Source organism: Streptomyces buecherae (assembly GCF_014295035.1).
GTDB classification, from domain to species: Bacteria; Actinomycetota; Actinomycetes; order Streptomycetales; family Streptomycetaceae; genus Streptomyces; species Streptomyces youssoufiensis.
This window is the reverse complement of record NZ_CP060404.1, coordinates 7,975,335-7,992,974: the sequence shown is the minus strand read 5'-3', so window position 1 is coordinate 7,992,974 and position 17,640 is coordinate 7,975,335. Positions and strand designations below refer to the sequence as shown.

Genomic DNA, 17,640 nt, shown 5'->3' with positions numbered 1-17,640 from the left:
ACGAGCGATAGTGTCGGGGCATGACAACGCACAACGCCACGCCCGCTGGCTGGTACGCCGACCCCCAGGGCACCCCTCACCTGCTGCGCTGGTGGGACGGCGCTCAGTGGACCCAGCACACGCACCCGGGGCAGCCCGGCCAGGCCGCCCAGCAGCCGGCCGCCGGACCGCCGCCGGAGAAGATCCAGCGCCAGGTCCAGCAGCAGGCCGGGCTCGGCACCTCGACCCCGCAGGGCGGCGGGACACTGTTCACCGAGCCGGTGCTGGTGGTGAACCAGAAGGCCAAGCTCATCGAGCTGACCAACGAGTACAGCGTCTTCGACCAGCACGGCCGGACCATCGGCTCGGTGGTCCAGGTGGGCCAGAGCGCGCTGAAGAAGGTGGCGCGCTTCGTCGCCAGCTTTGACCAGTTCATGACCCACCGGCTGGAGATCCGGGACGCCCACGGGCAGCCGCACCTGGTGATGACCAGGCCGGCGAAGTTCATGAAGTCCAAGGTTTTGGTCACCCGCCCGGACGGCCAGCCGGTCGGCGAGATCCACCAGCAGAACGTCATCGGCAAGATCAACTTCGCGATCATGGCGCAGGGGCAGCAGGTCGGCGCCATCAAGGCGGAGAACTGGCGCGCCTGGAACTTCGCCATCGTCGACCACACCGACCGCGAGATCGCCCGTATCACCAAGACCTGGGAGGGCCTCGCCAAGACCATGTTCACCACCGCGGACAACTACGTGCTGCAGATCCACCAGCAGCTCCCCGAGCCGCTGCTCAGCCTCGTGGTGGCGACGGCGCTGACCGTGGACACGGCGCTGAAGCAGGACGCCCGCGGGTTCGGATGAGCCGATGAGCGCCCCCGACCCCCAGCCGGCCCCGCCCGCCGCCAGCCGCGCCCCCGAGCCCGACCCGCGCGCCCCCGCCGTCCACTACGCGCTGGGCATCGACTCCGGCGGCTCGGGCGTACGCATCGCCCTAGGCCCCGTCGGACCGCGAGGCGCCCCCGCCGCCGAGCCGCTGACCTGGCACTCCCCCACTCCCGCCCTCGTCGGAGAGCGCGGCATCGACGCGGCCGGGCTGCTCGGCCAGGTGCTGCCGGCGGCCCAGCGCCTGCTGCGCCAGGCGGGCACCGAGCGGGTGGCCGCCGTGTGCGTGGGTGCGGCCGGCATGGCCAGCCTCGGCGACGACCTGCGGGCCCACCTGCCCACCGCGCTCGCCGACGCCCTCGGCCCGCGACGGCTGGCCCTGGCGGCCGACGGCGTCACGGCGTACGTGGGGGCGCTCGGCCAGCGCCCGGGCGCCGTCGTGGCGGCGGGCACCGGCATGATCGCCCTCGGCACCGGCCTTGGCACCGGCCCCGGCGACGATCCGCACGGTGGCTGGCGACGCGTGGACGGCTGGGGCCACCTGCTGGGCGACTGCGGCGGCGGCGCCTGGATCGGCCGGGCCGGGCTTGAGGCGGCCATGCGCGCCCACGACGGGCGGACGGGCGGCTCGCAGCCGCTGCTGTCCCGACTTGAGGCGACGTTCGGGCCGCCGGAACACCTGCCGGGACTGCTCTACCCGCGCTCCGACCGGCCGGCCGTACTGGCCTCCTTCGCCCCCGAGGTCGGCCGGTGCGCGGCCACCGACCCGGTGGCCGCCGCCATCCTGCACGAGGCGGCGGACCACATCGCACGCGCCGCGCAGGCGGCCTTCCCCCACCCGCCCACCACGGGCCAGGCGGCACACGGCGACGACGCCGGGGCGCTGGCGCTGACCGGCGGGCTCTTCCGGATGGGGCCGCCGCTGGTGGACCCGGTACGGCGGGAGCTGGCCCGCCGGCTGCCCGGGGTGCCGGTCACCGAGGCGGCCGGCGATCCGCTGGCGGGGGCGCTGCGCGTGGCATCGGCGCTCGCGGCGGACGCCCTGCGGCTACCGGTGGACGGGGAACTGCTCCAGGTGCTCTAGGCGCCCCGCGCGGCGGCCGGGGCGCGAGGGCCACGGCCGCCCGGGGGTCGGCCCGTAGTCACCGCTGCATATCGGGTAGCGCGTCACACACGGCCCAAAACGCCGGATAAAACGGGACGGATTCGGCCTAGTTATACCCACCTGAACAGCGCTGCTCGTCAAACGGCTAACATGCGGCGCCATGAGTTCCCCCACCGGGCCCGCGTCCGGCCTGCCTGTACGAATGCCACGACCTCGCCAGTCCGGACGGCACCGGCGGCCCGAGCCCGCCGCGGCTCCCGTCGGCGCGCCGCCGCTGGTGCTCGCCGTGCCCGGGGCTCCCGATCCCGTGACGCGCGCGGTGGTCGACGAGGTGCTGAGCATCGCGCGCTCCGAGCTGCCCGGCCTCGACGCCCGGGTCGGCTACGTCGGCGGCGCCGACGAGCAGGCCCCGGCCCTGGAGGACACGCTGGCTCAGGCCGCGCGCGACCGCGCGGCCCTGCTCGCCGCCGCGCGGGCCGACGCCGCCGGCCAGCCGGGCGACGCGGCGGGGGACGCGCCCGACGCCGCGGCCCAGGAGGCCGCGTACGCCGCGCGGCAGCAGGCCGTGATCGACGCGGACGGACCGGCGGCCGTGGTGGTGCCGCTCCTCGCCGGCCCCGACAGCGAGTTGCTGGCCCGCGCGCGGCAGGCCGTCGAGGGCAGCGGCTGCGCCGCCCTGTTCACCGACCCGCTCGGCCCGCACCCGCTGCTCGCCGAGGCGCTGCACGTGCGGCTCTCGGAGGCCGGGCTCGCCCGCGCCGACCGCGCCCGCCTCTTCACGGTGGCCACCGCGGCCGACGGCATCATCCTGGCCACCGTCGGCGGACCGGAGGCCGTGCAGGCGGCGGGCATCACCGGCATGCTGCTCTCGGCGCGCCTCGCCGTGCCGGTGCTGGCCGCGCCGCTCGACGAGAAGGGCGCCGTGGCCCGCACCGCCGAGCAGTTGCTCGGCGCCGGGTCGCAGCGCCTCGCGCTGGCCCCGTACCTGATCGGCCCCGAGGTGTCCGCCGAGCTGATCGAGACGGCGGCCAACGAGGCGGGTTGCGCGGCGGCCGAGCCGCTGGGCGCCTACCCGGCCGTGGGCCGCCTGGTGCTGTCCGCGTACGCCGCGGCGCTGGGCCTCACGCTCCCCGGCGCGCCCAACCGTTAGCCCGCCGGCCGCCCAGGCCGTGGCCGGCGCCCCCGGGCGGCGCCCGGGCCCGAACGGCGGGCCGACGCGGAGGGCCCCACGGCCCCTGCCGCCAGCGGTAGCGGGCGTGGCAGCGTGGGCGTGGCAGCACGGATGACGGCGCCTCACCGGGCGCTGTTCGTACGCCCGGCCGCGCGCGGCTCGCCCGAACACGGCCCGGGCCTCAGGGCGCGTGGAAGGACCCGGCTCGATGCCCCGGTGGGGGCGGTACGAGCCGGGTCCTTCGCTGTCCTCCCGCCGGACGCGTGCTGGCGGCGGACGGGCGCCACACCCCACGTCGGGGGCGTGGTGCACGTCGGCGGTCGGCGCGCGGTCGGTGTCAGGCGAGGACCACGCAGGACGCCGCGGGGGCGTCGACCGAGCCCGACCAGGTCGGGACTCCCGTCTCGGCGTCGAGGGTGAACCAGGCGACGCCGCCGGAGCGTTCGTTGGCCACGTACAGCCGCTCCCCCGTCGCGGACAGCGCGAGGTGCCGGGGCCAGTGGCCGCCGCAGTCCACCGTGGTGCGCAGCTCAAGCTGGTCGCCCGTGGTGTTGAGCGCGAGGACGGCGATGCTGTCGTGGCCACGGTTGGCGACCCACACGAACCGCCCGTCGGGCGCGACGACCAGCTCGGACGGGTAGTTGCGCGGCAGGTCGTCGCCCTCCCGTGGGGGCAGCACGCTGACCGTCGCGCCGGGGGTCAGCTCGCCCGTGGCGGCGTCCCAGCGGCAGACGGTGACCGTGGAGTCCAGTTCGTTGGTGACGTAGGCCCACTCCCCGCCCGGATGGAAGGCCAGGCTGCGCGGGCCGGCGCCCGGGGTGAGGTGGGCGGCGTGGTGCGGGCGCAGGGTGCCCCGCTCGGCGTCCATCTCGTAGCAGTGGACCGTGTCCGTGCCCAGGTCCACGGCGAGCACCCAGCGCCCGGACGGGTCGGGCAGCACGGCGTGCGCGTGCGGTCCGCGCTGCCGCTCCGGGTCGGGGCCCGACCCCTCGTGCTGTCGTACGTCGGTGGGCCGGGCCAGGCCACACCAGGTGCCGTGCCCCTCCGGGTCCAGGAGGTAGGGCAGGACGCTGATGGTGCCCGACGAGTAGTGGGCGGTCAGCACGTGGCCCTCGGTCAGCGACAGGTGCGTGGGATCGTCGCCGCCGACGGCCGCCGGCAGGCCGAGGGGGGCCGGCCGGTCGGGGTCGCCCAGGGAGAAGGCCGCGCCATAGCCGTCGGGCGTCTCGCTCACCGCGTACAACACCCCCTGCTCTCGTGAGAAGGCCAGGTAGGAGGGGTTCTCCACGATGTCGGTCGAGTACTTGACGGTCAGGGCCCCGCTGTCCGGTTCGACCGTGGCGACGCTGACGCCCCAGCCTCCCGCCGAGGTGAACGAGCCGATGTACGCCCGCTGGTCACCGTGGGTCGCCCCGTCGCCGGTCTTGCTCTCATCGCTCGTGGCGCTCGCCATGTCGCACCTTTCTCGATCCGCCGGGTGAGGGCGGGCCGTAGCCGTAGGTCCGGACCAGGATGCCCGGTTCACCCGCACGGCTCTAGATGCATGCGACCACGACGGACATCGGGTAGCACGGAGGGGAGCGGCGGATGGGCGGAAAAGCCTCGGGGGGAGGTCTGCTGAGACCCGAGGAGGCGTCAACGATGCTGTACATGGTGCAGTTGTTCGGCAGTGCCACGCGGTGGGACGAGGAGATCGCCGCGTACTCGCCCGAGGAGTTCCAGGCGATGGTCGAGCACATGGGGCGGCTCAACGAGGAGCTGGCCGCCTCCGGCGAGTTGGTGGAGGCGCGCGGCCTCGGCGGTCCGGCGCTGGTGACCAGCGTGTGGGCCAGGGACGACGGGCCCCCACGGGTGAGCGACGGCACGCACGACGGGCGGGAGAAGCTGCTGGCCGGCTACTGGGTGGTGGACGTGGCCGGCCTCGACCGGGCGATCGAGATCGCCGCCCGGGCGTCCGCCGCGCCCGGCCCCGGCGACTCGCACAACTTCCCCGTGGAGGTGCACGAACTGCCCACGGACCTGCCGCGCTGACGGCGCCGGGCGGCACGTACGCGCACGGGCCCGTACTCGGTACCTGCCGAGTACGGGCCCGCGGCCCGCGAGGGGCGGCCGGCGCGCGCCGGAGCAGCCGGTCAGGCGTCGGCCAGGGGCGCGCGCGGGGAGCTGCGCAACGGGGCGGCCAGCTCGGTCAGTGCCCGCTCCAGGCCGTGCAGGTGGGCCAGCGCGGGCTCCGTCGCGGCCGGTTGCGCCGCGGTGGCCGGGGCCGCCGACGCGACCTCGCGGACCCGGTCCGGGGTGGTCAGCGACTCGACGGCGGCCTCGACGCGCTGGCAGGCGGCGGTGAGCCGGGCGTCGTGGGACGCCTCCGGGTCGGCGGCGATGGAGGCGAGCCCGCGCACCTCGCGGGCGCAGTCGTCGAGCAGAGCGAGCACCTGTCGGGCGCGCGCCTTGCGGGCGCGCAGCGGGCTCAGCGGGTGCACCAGCGGGGCGAGCGACAGCCGCACCCTGCCGAGCAGCACCTCCAGCTCGGCGACGCGCGGCGCGGGGTCGGCGGTGGCGGAGCCGGCCAGCCGCGCCGCCGCCTCGGCGGTGCAGGCGTGTACGCAGCGCAGGGCCCGCTGGACCCAGGCGTCGGTGGTGGCGTGCGTGGTGACGGGCAGCACGAACAGCACGGCCAGCGCGGCGCCGAGCGCGCCCACGGCGGTCTCGGTCACCCGCAGCCCGAGCAGCCCCGGGTCCAGCACGCCCAGCGACCCGTAGAGGAGCCCCGCCATGAGCGTCACCGCGAGCATCATCCAGGTGTAGGAGACGGCGGCCGTGTAGAAGATGCCGAACACGCAGACGGCGACCAGGATCGCGGTGGGGACGGGGGCTCCGTCCAGCGGGACGGCGATCACCAGGCCGAGGGCGACGCCGATGACGGTGCCGAGCGCCCGGCGGAAGCCGCGGACCAGGGTCTCGCCCCGCGAGGCGGTGTTCACGAACACCCACCAGGTGGCGCCGACGGCCCAGTACCAGCGTTCGTGCGAGAGGACCTGGCCCACGATGAGCGCGAACGCCCCGCCGGCGGTCGCCTGGATCGCCTGCCGGGTGGTGACCCGGGCCAGGCCCCGGCCCTCGGGCGGCGCGGGGGCGGGGGCGGCGGGCGGCAGGCGCCGCTCGTAGCACCACAGGCCGAAGCGGACGAGGGAGGCGGAGAGCAGGGACAGTGTGACCGCCGCGTACAGCTCCGGCAGTTGTCCCGGCACCGTGTGCAGGAACTGCGTCGCGAAGAAGGTCATGAACGCGAACACGCCGAGGGAGTGGCCGCGCGGGCCCCAGCGGCGCGCGTACACGCCCGCCCCGACGACGGCCAGGAAGGCGGCGTCGCGGGCCAGCGGATAGTCGTGCAGCCCGGCGGCGAGGGCCAGCACGGGGAAGCCGGCCGCGGGCAGCAGCGCGGTGGTGATGGCCTGCCCGCGCACCGTGGTGTCGAGGACCGTGAAGAGTGCGAGCAGGGCGGCGAGCCCGCCGGTGATGGCGGCCACGAGCGAGTGGCCGGCGAGGCCGCACACGGCGACCGCCAAACCGATGCCGAGGACGGACCGGGCCGCGCTGCGCAGGCGCAGCCGCCCCGGGTCCGGAGCCACGAACATCCTCTTGAGCACGGTTTCCCACCCCTTCTGTCGTCCAGTACGAACAGCGGACGGCGCGCATCCCCACGATCCGCGCGCGTCGACACGAAAAATGACGCCGCGGAGGGTTCCGCAGCGCCATCGACAGGACCATCACAGCATTGACGTCCCCGTTGGCTCAACACACCCCGTCATGACTGGGCCATTGGCCCACCCGCGACCGCTCCGACCGGGCCAGGGGCGGGCCAACGGACCACCCCACCGGGCCACGCTCGCACCGGGTGCGCCCCGGCGCGCACCATCGGCACTCCCTCGCGCGACCGGCCCACGCCGCCCGCGCCGCACCACTGGGCTGGCTGCCCGCGCGGGCCCGGCGGATTCGCCGGGCCGAGGGGTGGTGCACCCGGCGAGCGGGGGTACCCGGCCAGCGGGCACGCCCCGGCGCCAGCGGGCGCGCCGGCCCTGGCGCCGGTCGGGGGCGTGGCCGGCCGGGTCGCGGGCCCGGCGTCGGACGCCGACCCGTCGCGGGTCGGCCGGCGACATCCCGTACCCGACAGCGAAGAACCGACATGAGGCATCCGAGACCGCACCGGCCAGCCGGTACGGGCGGGGGTCGGTAGCCACGGAGCCAGACGCGACAGCAGCACACGCCGGACCGTCCGGAGGTCTCTCCCGGCGGGCGGTCGGGCGGGGTGGGAGGCACCCAGCATGGGGACGACAGCCACCAGGACACAGGCCATCAGCGTGGACGTCGACGACGTCACGCTGCCGGGCGACCTCACGCTGCCCGCCGAACCGCTCGGCGTGGTCGCCTTCGCCCACGGCAGCGGCAGCTCGCGGCACAGCCCGCGCAACCGTGCGGTGGCCGAGACGCTGCACGAGGCCGGGCTCGGCACCGTACTCATCGACCTGCTCGACCCGGAGGAGGAGCGCGTCGACCAGGTGACGGCCGAGCCGCGGTTCGACATTCCGATGCTGGCCCGACGCGTCGCGGCGGTCGTGGACTGGCTCGACCGCCGGCCCGCGACGCGCGAGGTCCCGGTGGGCCTCTTCGGCGCCAGCACCGGGGCCGCGGCGGCGCTCGTCGCGGCGGCCGAGCGGGCCGACCGGGTGGCCGCCGTGGTCTCCCGTGGCGGGCGCCCGGACCTGGCGGGCCCGGCGTTGACCGCCGTGCGGGCGCCGGTGCTGCTCGTCGTCGGCGGCGGGGACCCCCGGGTGCTGCGCCTGAACGAGGAGGCGGCCGAGCGTCTGACCGCCCCGTGGAGCCTGCGCGTCGTGCCGGGCGCCGGGCACCTCTTCGCGGAGCCGGGGGCGTTGGAGGCCGTCGCGCACGCCGCCCGGGACTGGTTCCTCGGCATGCGCCGCGAGGACGACCGATGACCGTGCCCGTGCGGCGCCGGACAGCCGGGCACCGTGCGGGCGGAAGGGAGAAACCGCCATGCTCTTCTCCGATCGCCGGGCGGCCGGCCGTGGACTGGCCGCTCAGCTCGCCGACCGCGCACTCCACTCCGAGGTCGCCAGCCCCTTCGTGCTGGCCCTGCCGCGCGGTGGGGTGCCGGTGGCCGACGAGGTGGCCAGGGTGCTGCACGCGCCGCTGGACGTCCTGGTGGTCCGCAAGATCGGCCCACCGTTCAACCCCGAACTCGGCGTCGGGGCCCTGACCGGTGAGGACCCGCCGCTGTTCGACGAGCGGGCGTTGGCCATGCTGGACCTGACGGCGGACCGGCTGGGCCCGCAGGTCGCGCGGGCGCGCACCGAGCTGCACCGCCGGGAGGACCTGTACCGGGGCGGGCGTCCGGCGCCCGACCTGCGCGGCCGGACGGTCGTCCTGGTGGACGACGGGCTCGCCACCGGTGTCACGGCCCACGCCGCGCTGCGGGCGGTGCGCCGCGGGGAGCCGGCCCGGGTGGTGCTCGCGGCCCCGGTCTGCTCCGTGGAGGCCGCCACCGCGCTCGGCGCCGAGGCCGACGACGTGGTGTGCGCGCACCGGCCGCGGCCCTTCGGTTCGGTCGGCCAGTGGTACGCGGACTTCGAGCAGGTCAGCGACGACGAGGTGATCGACACCCTGCGGGCCGCCCACGCCCCCGGGTGACGGGCGGCTGACCCCGCGCGGGCCGAGGGCGGACGCCGGGCCGTTGGTACAGTCACCAGGCCGCATACGGGACCTTCTGGGCCCGTGCGGACGAGCGGGACGAGCAACGACGAACAGGAGCCGGTGGCCCGTGGCCGTGGACGCCCTCGACGCGAAGATCCTGCGGCTGCTCCTGGAGCAGCCGCGCACCAGCGTGCGGGAGTACGCCCGGCTGCTCGGCGTCGCCCGTGGCACCCTGCAGGCGCGGCTCGACCGGCTGGAGCGCGACGGCGTGATCACCGGCACCGGGCCGCGCCTGTCGGCCGCCGCCCTGGGCCACCCGGTGCTGGCCTTCGTGCACGTCGAGGTCACCCAGGGCCACCTGGACGACGTGGGGGATGCGCTCGCCGAGGTGCCGGAGATCATCGAGGCGTTCTCGATCACCGGCGGCGGCGACCTCATGACGCGGGTGGTGGCGCGAGACGCGGGCCACCTGGAGGACGTCGTCCAGCGCCTGATCCAGCTTCCCGGCGTGGTCCGCACCCGCACCGAGATCGCGTTGCGCCAGCGGGTGCCGTACCGGATGTTGCCGCTGGTGGACGCGGTGGGCGCGGAGGCGGGCCGGCAGCGGTAGCCGGGGCGGTTCTCGCTCCCTCCGTGCGTACGCCGCGCCCGGCTCCTTGGCATGCTGTGCCCATGAGCACTTCCCCCACCACCGCGGTCATCTTCGATCTCGACGGCACACTCGTGGACAGCGAGCCGCACTACTTCGAAGCCGGGCGGCGCACCCTGGCCGCGTACGGGGTGACCGACTTCGACTGGGCCGAACACACCCGATTCATCGGCATCGGCACTCGGGAGACGCTGACCATCCTGCGGTCCGAGCACGGGATCGAGGCGTCGGTCGACGCGTTGCTGGCGGCCAAGAACCGGCACTACCTGGAGTTGGTGGGCACCTCGACCGAGGCGTTCCCGGAGATGCGCGCGTTCGTGGAGCGGCTGTCCGCGCGGGGCCACCCGATCGCCGTGGCGTCCGGTTCGTCGCGCGCCGCGATCAAGGCCGTGCTCGGCGCCACCGGGCTCGACGCGCACTTCGCCACGTACGTCTCGGCCGAGGAGGTGGCGCACGGCAAGCCGGAGCCGGACGTCTTCGTGGAGGCGGCCCGGCGCCTGGGCGTGCCGCCTGCCGACTGCGCGGTGGTCGAGGACGCTCCGCCCGGCGCGGAGGCGGCGCGCCGGGCCGGGATGCGGTGCGTCGCGGTGCCGTACGTGCCGGCGACCGCGGACGACCCGCGGTTCGCCGCCGCCGGACTCCGTTTCCCGGGCGGTCAGGGTGAGTTCGACGCGGAGCGTGCGTACGCCTGGCTGACCGGGTCCGGCTGATTTTTCGACACCCCCACCTTTCTGGCGTAAATGACCTAATGAGAGCATTCGCTCGCACGATCAACACGCAAGACGAAGTGGAGTTCATATGGAACGACGTGGGGGACGCGCGGCCTACCGGTGGGGAGCTACGGTGGTCGCCTCTACAGCGGCGCTCGCCGTGATGGTCCCGACGAGCAGCGCCCAGGCGGCGAGCGGGCCCTCGGGCATCACCGCCCGTGGTGCGTACCTGCTCGACAGTGGCGCCAACAAGCAGTTGTGGGCCAAGGACGCCGACACCAAGCGTCAGATGGCGAGCACCACCAAGATCATGACCGCGGTCGTGGTGCTCGACACGAAGAAGGTGAACCTGAACAAGCAGGTCACCATCAAGAAGGAGTACCGCGACTACGTCGCCAAGGAAGGCGCGAGCACCGCCGACCTGAAGACCGGCGACAAGGTGACGGTGCGCCAACTGCTGTACGGGCTGATGCTTCCCTCGGGTTGCGACGCCGCGTACGCGCTGGCCGACACCTTCGGCTCGGGCAGCACCATGGCGGCCCGGAAGAAGTCGTTCATCACCAAGATGAACGACCGGGCCAAGGCGCTGGGGCTCAAGAACACCAAGTACGACTCCTTCGATGGCATCTCCGCGAAGGGCTCCAACTACACCACGCCGCGCGACATGGCGAAGTTGGCCCGGCACGCCATCGGCAACAGCACCTTCAAGACGGTCGTGAAGGCGCAGAGCACCAAGCAGAAGGCCACCAACGGCCGCACGTACACCTGGTACAACACGAACAAGCTGCTCGGCTCGTACCAGGGCACCTTCGGCATCAAGACCGGCACCGGCACGGCCGCCGGTCCGTGCCTGGTCTTCGCCACGACGAAGGGCAAGCGCACCGTGGTCGGCGTCATCCTGAATGACGGCAACCGCTACGCGGACGCGAAGAAGATGCTCGACTGGTCCTTCAAGACCAAGACCAAGGTCGCCTGGCGCGCGCTGCCCAGCAGCGCACAGCAGGACTAGGGTCCGTCGACGCCCCGGCCGCCGCGCGCGCACCCGCCTGGAGGCGGATCGCCCGTGGTGGTCGGGGCCGGCTTCGGGGCCGACTCGGGTCGTGCGGTGCCCCGCTCGGAACTCCTCCGGGCGGGGCATCGTGCCGAGCGACCCCCTTTTCGACATGGTCCAGACCTCTTGACGAGAGGTCTGGACCAACTTACGGTGTGGCCCACCACACACCCATGCCCCATCTTCGGGTCCACCCCGACTCAGGAGGTACGCGTGCCTTCCCCCACGCCTCCTCGCGTGTCATGTGCACATCCATTGGCGCACATTGGCACGGCCACGGCCGGCGGTCCCCACCCACGCGCCCGAAGACACGCCACCGCGGACCGCGCGCCGATCCGGTGCCACCGTTCGCGGCCAGAAGGGAGCACAGCATGATCGGTCGGACGTTACGCCTGCTGGGAGTCGGCCTCGCGCTGGCCTTCGCCGCCCAGGTACCCGCCGCCCAGGCGGCCGAGACGCCTGACACCCCACGCGCCGACACCTGCGAGGTCAAGTCCCGGCCCACCGGCAAGGTGCTCCAGGGTTACTGGGAGAACTGGGACGGCGCGGCCAACGGCGTCCACCCCCCCTTCGGGTGGGTCCCGATCAACGACAAGCGCATCCGCGACCACGGCTACAACGTGATCAACGCCGCGTTCCCGGTCATCCGCTCGGACGGCACCGTCCTGTGGGAGGACGGGATGGACGCGACGGTGAAGGTCTCGACACCGGCCGAGATGTGCGACGCCAAGGCCAACGGCGCAACGCTGCTGATGTCCATCGGCGGCGCCGCGGCCGGCATCGACCTCAGCTCCAGCAAGGTCGCCGACCGGTTCGTCGAGACGGTGGTGCCGATCCTGAAGAAGTACAACTTCGACGGCATCGACATCGACATCGAGACGGGCCTGACCGGCAGCGGCAACATCAACCAGCTCTCCGCCTCGCAGTCCAACCTGATCCGCATCATCGACGGCGTCCTCGCCAAGATGCCGTCCAACTTCGGCCTGACGATGGCCCCCGAGACGGCGTACGTCACCGGCGGCAGCGTCACCTACGGCTCGATCTGGGGCGCCTACCTGCCGATCATCAAGAAGTACGCGGACAACGGCCGGCTGTGGTGGCTGAACATGCAGTACTACAACGGCAGCATGTACGGCTGCTCCGGTGACTCGTACCAGGCCGGCACGGTCCAGGGCTTCACCGCGCAGACCGACTGCCTCAACAAGGGCCTGGTCATCCAGGGCACCACCATCAAGGTTCCCTACGACAAGCAGGTCCCGGGGCTGCCCGCCCAACCCGGCGCCGGCGGCGGCTACATGTCGCCCAGCCTGGTGAGCCAGGCGTGGAACAAGTACAGCGGCGGCCTCAAGGGCCTGATGACCTGGTCCATCAACTGGGACGGCAGCCGTTCCTGGAGCTTCGGCAACAACGTCAAGTCCCTCCAGGGGCGCTGACCCGGCCGAGCACCCACACCCAGGGCGGCACCCCGCCGTCCCCCACACGAGCCGACCCGCGCCACACGGCCCCGGCGCGGGTCGGCTTCTGTCATGCCCGGCGCTCCACCGCGGCGACACCTCGCCCCACCCGAACCGCACACTCGCCGGCCCCGCAGCGACTCCCCGGGCTCGTCCGGCCCACCCGCGGTGGCGGCTCCCGCCGGCGCGCTCCGGGTTTTCCGGGATACGGCCGGAACGGGGAAAGAGAGCGCGGGATAACAGCGGCGGGAACGCTGAGCGACGACCAGGGAATGCCGCCCCTTTTCCCGATCTCCCGTCACTCGGAGAGAAGGACGGAATCACCTTCATCCGGCCACCGCGCCTCGGCCGGAAACCTGTCGCCGACGGGCGCTTCCCGCGCACCCAACATGGCTGTTCCGGCGTGTGTTGGAGTGGACCGTCGGGTGTCGAAAGTTCTTGATACGGCGATCTTTGACATCAGGAGTGGTCCGATGACAGCGAGGTCCGGGGCCGCGCACCACGCTGCGGGGAAATACCGCGGGAACGCGCGATGATCGGGAAATCACCCGAGCCCGAGCGGCGACGGCGGTTGCTGGCCCACGTCCAGCCGGTCCTGACCGCCTACGACGAGTTCCTCGACGTGGCCCACCTCTTCGACCGGTTGGCGACCCGTGGCAGCGGCAGCGACTTGCAGCGGGCCGCGTACGAGGACCGGGGGCGCCTGGCGGACGTCGTCGACCGGATGGCCGCCGCGACCCTCGCGGTCGCCGGGGCCGATGATGTGCGGGAGACCGCACCGGTACCGGACGCCTAGCGAGGAACGCATGCCCACCGCCGACGCCCCCTTCCGACTCCATCCGGGAGCGCCCGACTCCCCCGTGCTCCTTCACGTCCCGCACTCCTCGCGGGCCCTGCCCGCGGCCGTCCGCGCCCAGATCGTGCTGGACGACCAGGAGTTGGCGGTCGAGTTGGACCACATCACCGACGCCCACACGGCACGGCTCGCCGCCCGCGCGGCGAAGGCGGCACACCACACCCCCTGGCGGTTCGTCAACCAGCTCTCCCGCCTGGTCGTCGACCCCGAGCGGTTCCCCGACGAGCGCGAGGAGATGCTCAGTCGCGGCATGGGCGCGGTCTACACCCGCACCACGCACCACGCCGACCTGCGCCTGGCCGACTTCGACGGGCGGCCCCTGATCGAGCGCTACTTCCACCCGTACGCGCGGGCCATGACCGACGCGGTGGCCGACCGGCTGGCCACGGTCGGGCGTGCCGTGATCATCGACGTCCACTCGTACCCGACCGAGCCCCTGCCGTACGAGCTGCACGGCACGGGCCCGCGCCCGCCGATCTGCCTCGGCACGGACGCCTTCCACACGCCGGCCCCGCTGCTGGCCGCGGCGCGGCGGGCGTTCGCGGGGTTCGGCGGCGTCGGCCTGGACAGCCCCTTCGCGGGGACGTACGTGCCGCTGCCGTACTACGGGAAGACCGCGTCGGTCAGCGCGCTCATGGTGGAGATCCGGCGTGACCTCTACATGGACGAGCCGGGCGGCCCGGCGGGCCCCGGCCTGGACGCGCTGGCCGAGGCCCTGGCCGACCTCGTCGCGCGGATACCCGCCTGACGGGCGGGCCCCCGGGGCGGGACACGCCCGGCGGCCCGCCCCGGAGGCGTGGGGCGGGCCGGCGGGCGGCGCGGGCGGGTCAGCGGCGGGTGCTCACGCGGCGTTCGGGCCCACGTCCGCCGGGGTGAGGGGGGCGCGTACGGGGGCGGCCGTCGCGTACTCGTCCGCGCCGACGTCGCGCTTGTCGCCGCGCGGGTGGCCGTCGATGTCCTCGGCCACGGCCGGGCTCGCGAGCGTGGCGGCGCCGATCGCCGGGCTGTCCGCCGCGAGCCGGTGGATCCCGTCGGACGCCTTGCGCAGCCGGGGGTCGACGCGGGTGAAACCGCCGGTGGGAACGGTGCCGTTCGACGCCGCGCCCCACAGGATGTTGCCCTGCCAGGTGAAGCCGGTGGACTTCGGCACCGCGACGAGGGTGCCCGCGTCGCTCACCAGGAGGTTGTCGGCGACCACCACGTCACGGGGCTCGTGCGGCTTGCCGTCGCTGGAGAGCGTGTTGCGGTTGTTCAGCAGGGTGTTGTGGGCGATCACCGCGCGGTCGCAGGCGTCGTAGCCGCGCCGCTCGTCCTCGCTCTCCCCCGCGTGGTGGTCGCGGGTGGTGCCGCTGCCGATCACCAGGGCGTCGTCCGACAGCCCGCTGAGGTAGTTGTTGACGACCAGGTGGTCGTTGCCGTAGACGCGCACCCCGTCGGCCCCACCGATCAGGTAGTTGCCCTCGACCGTGGAGCGGTTGCCGTGGCGCAGCACGATGCCACCCCGGCTGTCGCGGATCGTGTTGTACCGGATGGTGTTGTCCGACGACTTCACCGAGACGGCCTCGGGGTCCCCGTCGCACCGCTCGAAGAGGTTGTACTCCACCACCGCGTTCGCGCTGGCCAGCGCCCGGCTGCTGACGCCGAGCCGGATCGCCTCGCCGCCGTTGAGGCCGCTGAAGCTGTGGTCGGAGAAGTGGTTGCGGAAGACGTGCAGCCGCTGCGCCATGGTGGCCTCGTCCGGCCCGTCGACCACGATGAAGATGCCCGCGGTGGTCTTGTGGTGGAAGTGGTTCCGGTCGATCTTGGTGTCGTCACCCCGCACCACCACCCAGTAGAGCTTGGTCAGGTCGGCGAGTTGGAAGTCGTTGCGGGTCAGCCGGATGCGTTGGCAACTCCCCGGGATCTCCAGGCTCGTGGACTGTCGGAAGGCGAAGCCGCTGACGGTGATGTTGCTCGACGCGTCGAAGACGAAGCCGCGCTCCCCCTTGAGCACCACGCCGCCGCGCGACTCCGCGGTGATGGTGATGGGCGCGCTGGTCGTGCCGTGCTTGCCGGACACTCTGATGCCGCCCGAGGGAACGGTGTACGTCCCGTTGGCCACCACGATGCGGGCGCCGGGCGTCGCGCGGTCGATCGCGCTCTGCAGTTCCTTCAGGGAGGTGACGGGCGCCGCCGACGCGCTGGCCGGCAGCACGGCGGTGAGGGCCGCCGCGCCCAACACGGTGCCGGCGAGAAAGGTGCGTCTGTGCATGGTGCCTCCTGGGGAACGGAACGGTGCTGGTCGACGGGGTGGTCGTGCCCGCCACCCGAGCGGTGGGGAGCGGGACGCGACCGAGCGGACGCGGGCGGGCGCCAGCCACCCGGCGCCCTGCCACACCGCACGGCCGAGCCCCCGTCCGCCCCACAGCTTCGGGCCCGGCCCTGCCGTTCCGCTGGCGTGCCGCTAACGCCGGCGACATCTCGGGCACAGGAGGCCGCTCGCGGGCGCGCGCCGCTCCCGCCTCGTACGCCGTCGCCCCCGACGCCGCGCGCGGAGCGACCGCCCCGGGTCAGGGCCCGACCGGCCGACGGGTTCGTTCCTCGGGCGGGCCGCTGAGCTGCTGGGTCACCTGGGGGTGCCCGAGTCACCGAAAAGTGCGTTCTCCCATGTCAGCGGCCACTCTCCTACAGTCATGCGGTAACCACGAGAGAGCAAGGGCTCCGTGGATCGGCGGACGTGCGTCCGCGGGGCCCGCACGACGAGGAGACGCGCACCATGGCCATCACCCTGACCAACCCCAGCGGACTGCCGGCGGTCGACGCGTACCGGCAGGTGTCCATCGCCACCGGGACGAAGCTGATCTCCGTCGCGGGCCAGGTCGCCTGGGACGCCGAGGGCACCACGGTCGGCGAGGGCGACCTCGCCGCCCAGGTCGAGCAGTGCTACCTCAACGTCAACACCGCCCTGACCGCCGTCGGCGCCACCTTCGCCGACGTCACCCGGCTCACCGTCTACGTCGTCGACTGGACCCCCGACAAGATGCCCTTGTTCCTGGAGGGCGCCATGCGCGCGGGCGCACGCCTGGGAGCCACCCCCGTGCCGCCGGGCACCCTGTTGGGTGTCGCGGCACTCGACGTGCCCGAGCACCTGGTGGAGATCGAGGCCACCGCCGTCATCGACTGACCGGCGCGGCAGCCGTCCAACCCGCCCGCCCCCACCACTCCCCCGCGTTCCGGCGCCGGTTCAGTACGGGTGCTTGTCCTGCTTGTACTTCCACGCCGAGTAGGAGGTGGCGCCGAGTTCGGGGTAGATCTGCCTGATCGGGATCAGGCGCTGGTCGAGCGGCTTCTTGAAGTCCTCGTACTGGTAGGCGTCGCTGAAGCCGATCTCGGCGGTGGCCTTGAGGTCGCAGGCGAAGTAGACGGCGTCCAGCCGTGCCCAGTAGATGGCGCTCATGCACATCGGGCAGGGTGCGCCGCTGGTGTAGATCGTGCACCCCTTGAGCATGCGCGCCCGCTTGGGGAGCGGGTCGGGCGAGCCCTCCTCGCGCGGGATGAGCTTGAGGGTGCTGGCGTCCTGGCGGTTCTTGGCGACCGAGGGCGCCGACGGGTTGAGGATCTGGATGGCCTTGCGGATGGCCTCGACCTCGCCGTGCGCGGTGGGGTCCGCGGTCAGCAGGACGCGGTTCTGGCCCCGGGCGATGATCTTCCCGTCTCGGACGATGACCGCCCCGAACGGGCCGCCCCAGTTGTTCTCCACCGATTCCGTCGCCAACCGCACGGCCTCGGCCATAAATATCAGGTGCTTTGACATGCCCTGTCTCCGTCCCGACGCGCTCGCCCCGTCGCACAGATGCCCGGTCAGCCCCTTTTACGACCATATGCGACGGGGCCGGGACGGCAACTTCGCCGGCCCACCCCGACTTCGGCGCGGCACTCCCGTCGCTCGCGGGCGGGACACCGCCGGAAGTCGGGTCGCGCCCCGGCCGGGCCGCCCCTACCGGGTGTCCGAAACCCACTCCCGCGCGCCGGCTCGCGGGAGCACGCGGTCGGCGCTCGCTCGGCGCCCGTAGCACCCCCGCGCGTCGGCACGCCC

General features: G+C 73.7%; 17 protein-coding genes. 13 read left to right on the top strand and 4 right to left on the bottom strand.

Annotated elements, in window-relative coordinates; translation table 11 throughout:
- The first annotated feature begins 20 nt into the window (after nucleotides 1-20).
- From H7H31_RS31725 to H7H31_RS31715, 3 genes are all read left to right on the top strand, one after another.
- Nucleotides 21-839, top strand: a complete 819-nt coding sequence (locus H7H31_RS31725) for a phospholipid scramblase-related protein (protein ID WP_176160262.1) — start codon at nucleotides 21-23, stop codon at nucleotides 837-839.
- A 4-nt stretch (nucleotides 840-843) separates the two neighbouring features.
- The gene (locus H7H31_RS31720; protein WP_187118184.1) at nucleotides 844-1,944 is read left to right on the top strand and encodes an N-acetylglucosamine kinase; all 1,101 of its coding nucleotides are present in this window, start codon (nucleotides 844-846) and stop codon (nucleotides 1,942-1,944) included.
- A 181-nt stretch (nucleotides 1,945-2,125) separates the two neighbouring features.
- Complete coding sequence (locus H7H31_RS31715; RefSeq protein ID WP_187062095.1) at nucleotides 2,126-3,115, top strand: sirohydrochlorin chelatase; 990 nt, start codon at nucleotides 2,126-2,128, stop codon at nucleotides 3,113-3,115.
- Between the two features lie 358 nt (nucleotides 3,116-3,473).
- Here the strand turns inward: H7H31_RS31715 and H7H31_RS31710 are convergent, their stop codons facing one another.
- Nucleotides 3,474-4,589 carry a lactonase family protein gene (locus H7H31_RS31710; RefSeq protein WP_187062094.1) on the bottom strand — a complete coding sequence of 372 codons (1,116 nt, stop codon included), beginning with the start codon at nucleotides 4,587-4,589 and terminating at the stop codon, nucleotides 3,474-3,476.
- 188 nt (nucleotides 4,590-4,777) lie between these two features.
- Between H7H31_RS31710 and H7H31_RS31705 the strand changes: the two genes are divergently transcribed.
- Nucleotides 4,778-5,167, top strand: a complete 390-nt coding sequence (locus H7H31_RS31705) for a YciI family protein (protein WP_232110179.1) — start codon at nucleotides 4,778-4,780, stop codon at nucleotides 5,165-5,167.
- Between the two features lie 101 nt (nucleotides 5,168-5,268).
- On the opposite strand, the gene H7H31_RS31700 is transcribed toward H7H31_RS31705, so the two are convergent.
- Nucleotides 5,269-6,783, bottom strand: a complete 1,515-nt coding sequence (locus H7H31_RS31700) for an FUSC family protein (RefSeq protein WP_187062093.1) — start codon at nucleotides 6,781-6,783, stop codon at nucleotides 5,269-5,271.
- A 675-nt stretch (nucleotides 6,784-7,458) separates the two neighbouring features.
- Here H7H31_RS31700 and H7H31_RS31695 point away from each other — a divergent pair.
- The 8 genes from H7H31_RS31695 (at nucleotide 7,459) to H7H31_RS31660 (ending at nucleotide 14,313) form a co-directional block, all read left to right on the top strand.
- Nucleotides 7,459-8,130 carry a dienelactone hydrolase family protein gene (locus H7H31_RS31695; RefSeq protein ID WP_187062092.1) on the top strand — a complete coding sequence of 224 codons (672 nt, stop codon included), beginning with the start codon at nucleotides 7,459-7,461 and terminating at the stop codon, nucleotides 8,128-8,130.
- 58 nt (nucleotides 8,131-8,188) lie between these two features.
- A complete protein-coding gene (locus H7H31_RS31690) occupies nucleotides 8,189-8,842 on the top strand; it encodes a phosphoribosyltransferase (RefSeq protein ID WP_187062091.1) in 654 nt (217 codons plus the stop codon).
- Nucleotides 8,843-8,972: 130 nt separating this feature from the next.
- On the top strand, nucleotides 8,973-9,455 hold the full coding sequence (locus tag H7H31_RS31685) for an Lrp/AsnC family transcriptional regulator (protein WP_176160271.1): 483 nt from the start codon (nucleotides 8,973-8,975) through the stop codon (nucleotides 9,453-9,455).
- A 62-nt stretch (nucleotides 9,456-9,517) separates the two neighbouring features.
- The gene (locus H7H31_RS31680; RefSeq protein ID WP_187062090.1) at nucleotides 9,518-10,204 is read left to right on the top strand and encodes an HAD family hydrolase; all 687 of its coding nucleotides are present in this window, start codon (nucleotides 9,518-9,520) and stop codon (nucleotides 10,202-10,204) included.
- 88 nt (nucleotides 10,205-10,292) lie between these two features.
- On the top strand, nucleotides 10,293-11,213 hold the full coding sequence (locus H7H31_RS31675; protein ID WP_187062089.1) for a D-alanyl-D-alanine carboxypeptidase family protein: 921 nt from the start codon (nucleotides 10,293-10,295) through the stop codon (nucleotides 11,211-11,213).
- 416 nt (nucleotides 11,214-11,629) lie between these two features.
- Entirely contained in the window at nucleotides 11,630-12,688 is a 1,059-nt protein-coding gene (locus H7H31_RS31670; RefSeq protein WP_187062096.1) for a chitinase, read from the top strand.
- A gap of 553 nt (nucleotides 12,689-13,241) precedes the next feature.
- On the top strand, nucleotides 13,242-13,505 hold the full coding sequence (locus H7H31_RS31665; protein WP_187062088.1) for a hypothetical protein: 264 nt from the start codon (nucleotides 13,242-13,244) through the stop codon (nucleotides 13,503-13,505).
- A 10-nt stretch (nucleotides 13,506-13,515) separates the two neighbouring features.
- Nucleotides 13,516-14,313: an N-formylglutamate amidohydrolase gene (locus H7H31_RS31660; protein ID WP_187062087.1), complete on the top strand. Its 798-nt coding sequence runs from the start codon at nucleotides 13,516-13,518 to the stop codon at nucleotides 14,311-14,313.
- 93 nt (nucleotides 14,314-14,406) lie between these two features.
- On the opposite strand, the gene H7H31_RS31655 is transcribed toward H7H31_RS31660, so the two are convergent.
- On the bottom strand, nucleotides 14,407-15,816 hold the full coding sequence (locus H7H31_RS31655) for a polysaccharide lyase 6 family protein (protein ID WP_187118183.1): 1,410 nt from the start codon (nucleotides 15,814-15,816) through the stop codon (nucleotides 14,407-14,409).
- Between the two features lie 504 nt (nucleotides 15,817-16,320).
- Here H7H31_RS31655 and H7H31_RS31650 point away from each other — a divergent pair.
- The gene (locus tag H7H31_RS31650) at nucleotides 16,321-16,728 is read left to right on the top strand and encodes a RidA family protein (RefSeq protein WP_176160279.1); all 408 of its coding nucleotides are present in this window, start codon (nucleotides 16,321-16,323) and stop codon (nucleotides 16,726-16,728) included.
- A 60-nt stretch (nucleotides 16,729-16,788) separates the two neighbouring features.
- Here H7H31_RS31650 and H7H31_RS31645 read toward each other — a convergent pair whose 3' ends face one another.
- On the bottom strand, nucleotides 16,789-17,337 hold the full coding sequence (locus tag H7H31_RS31645; protein WP_232110178.1) for a nucleoside deaminase: 549 nt from the start codon (nucleotides 17,335-17,337) through the stop codon (nucleotides 16,789-16,791).
- Between the last annotated feature and the right edge of the window lie 303 nt (nucleotides 17,338-17,640).

Coding starts and splice junctions, on each gene's coding strand:
- H7H31_RS31720 (WP_187118184.1), top strand. CDS start 844: ATGAGCGCCCCCGACCCCCAGCCGGCCCCGCCCGCCGCCAGCCGCGCC.
- H7H31_RS31715 (WP_187062095.1), top strand. CDS start 2,126: ATGAGTTCCCCCACCGGGCCCGCGTCCGGCCTGCCTGTACGAATGCCA.
- H7H31_RS31680 (WP_187062090.1), top strand. CDS start 9,518: ATGAGCACTTCCCCCACCACCGCGGTCATCTTCGATCTCGACGGCACA.
- H7H31_RS31650 (WP_176160279.1), top strand. CDS start 16,321: ATGGCCATCACCCTGACCAACCCCAGCGGACTGCCGGCGGTCGACGCG.
- H7H31_RS31660 (WP_187062087.1), top strand. CDS start 13,516: ATGCCCACCGCCGACGCCCCCTTCCGACTCCATCCGGGAGCGCCCGAC.
- H7H31_RS31665 (WP_187062088.1), top strand. CDS start 13,242: ATGATCGGGAAATCACCCGAGCCCGAGCGGCGACGGCGGTTGCTGGCC.
- H7H31_RS31725 (WP_176160262.1), top strand. CDS start 21: ATGACAACGCACAACGCCACGCCCGCTGGCTGGTACGCCGACCCCCAG.
- H7H31_RS31695 (WP_187062092.1), top strand. CDS start 7,459: ATGGGGACGACAGCCACCAGGACACAGGCCATCAGCGTGGACGTCGAC.
- H7H31_RS31645 (WP_232110178.1), bottom strand. CDS start 17,337: ATGGCCGAGGCCGTGCGGTTGGCGACGGAATCGGTGGAGAACAACTGG.
- H7H31_RS31710 (WP_187062094.1), bottom strand. CDS start 4,589: ATGGCGAGCGCCACGAGCGATGAGAGCAAGACCGGCGACGGGGCGACC.
- H7H31_RS31655 (WP_187118183.1), bottom strand. CDS start 15,816: ATGCACAGACGCACCTTTCTCGCCGGCACCGTGTTGGGCGCGGCGGCC.
- H7H31_RS31675 (WP_187062089.1), top strand. CDS start 10,293: ATGGAACGACGTGGGGGACGCGCGGCCTACCGGTGGGGAGCTACGGTG.
- H7H31_RS31690 (WP_187062091.1), top strand. CDS start 8,189: ATGCTCTTCTCCGATCGCCGGGCGGCCGGCCGTGGACTGGCCGCTCAG.
- H7H31_RS31705 (WP_232110179.1), top strand. CDS start 4,778: ATGCTGTACATGGTGCAGTTGTTCGGCAGTGCCACGCGGTGGGACGAG.